The organism is Mesorhizobium sp. M1A.F.Ca.IN.020.04.1.1 (genome assembly GCF_003997315.1).
Taxonomy (GTDB): Bacteria; Pseudomonadota; Alphaproteobacteria; order Rhizobiales; family Rhizobiaceae; genus Mesorhizobium.
In genome coordinates this window covers 1-994 of sequence record NZ_RZSN01000394.1, presented here as the reverse complement: position 1 = coordinate 994, position 994 = coordinate 1, and the positions used below count along the sequence as shown (strand labels likewise).

The following is a 994-nucleotide window of genomic DNA, read 5'->3' as shown; positions in this document are numbered from 1 at the left end:
CGATGCGGGATCGACCGTGGCGGCGCAGGAGATCGACAAATACCTGACCTGGGGCGAACCGCCGGCCGATGTCGAGCGCAAGCTCGACGGCGTGCGCGAGCTCGCTGAGAAGGCGGGCCGCAAGCTCTCCTTCGGCATCCGCCTGCACGTCATTGCACGCGAAACCACCGAGGAAGCCTGGGCAGCGGCCGACAGGCTGATCAGCCGGCTCGACGATCCCACCATCGCCTCGGCGCAGAAGGTGTTCGCCCGCATGGATTCGGTCGGCCAGGCGCGCATGAGCGCGCTGCATGGCGGCGACCGCTCGAAGCTCGAGATCGCCCCGAACCTGTGGGCCGGCGTTGGCCTGGTGCGCGGCGGCGCCGGCACGGCGCTGGTCGGGGATCCAGCCACGATTGCCGAGCGCATCGACGAATACCGGCGTCTCGGCATCGATACTTTCATCCTGTCCGGCTACCCGCATCTGGAAGAAGCCTATCGCTTCGGCGAACTGGTGCTGCCGCATTTGCCCACCGAGCATCCGGTCAAGGCAACCGGCTCATCCGTCAACACGGGTCCGTTCGGCGAGACCATCGCCGGCGACCATCGTCCGAAATCGCTCGCCAGCGCCTCGTGAACGCGCTACCGCCTCGGCCACGCCACCATGTCGTCATTCTCGGCGGCGGCTTCACCGGCGCGGCCGTGGCCTGGCACCTGGCGCGCCAGTCGTCGCGGCCATTGATCACTGTTATCGAGCCGCGCGCGTTCCTGGGCGGCGGGCTGGCCTATTCCAGCGAGGAGCCGTCGCATCGCGTCAACGTGCCCGCTTCCAGGATGAGCCTGTCGCCGGACGAGCCGGAGCATTTTTGGCGCTGGCTGGCGCATGACGGCGAGGCCGAGCGCGACCCGGATGCGGTATGGAGCAACGGCGACATCTTTCCCAGGCGCCAGGTCTTCGGCCGCTACGTTGCCGAGCATCTGGGGCCATATATCGAGACCGGAGCGATCCGCCATG

At 67.9% G+C, this 994-nt stretch carries 2 protein-coding genes; both read left to right on the top strand.

Annotated elements, in window-relative coordinates; translation table 11 throughout:
- Positions 1-616, top strand: a 616-nt coding sequence (locus EOA49_RS32135) for an LLM class flavin-dependent oxidoreductase (protein WP_127243610.1), incomplete at its 5' end; no start/stop codon positions are given.
- On the top strand, positions 613-994 hold a 382-nt coding region (locus EOA49_RS32130), incomplete at its 3' end, for an FAD-dependent oxidoreductase (RefSeq protein ID WP_127243609.1). The genes EOA49_RS32135 and EOA49_RS32130, both read left to right, overlap by 4 nt.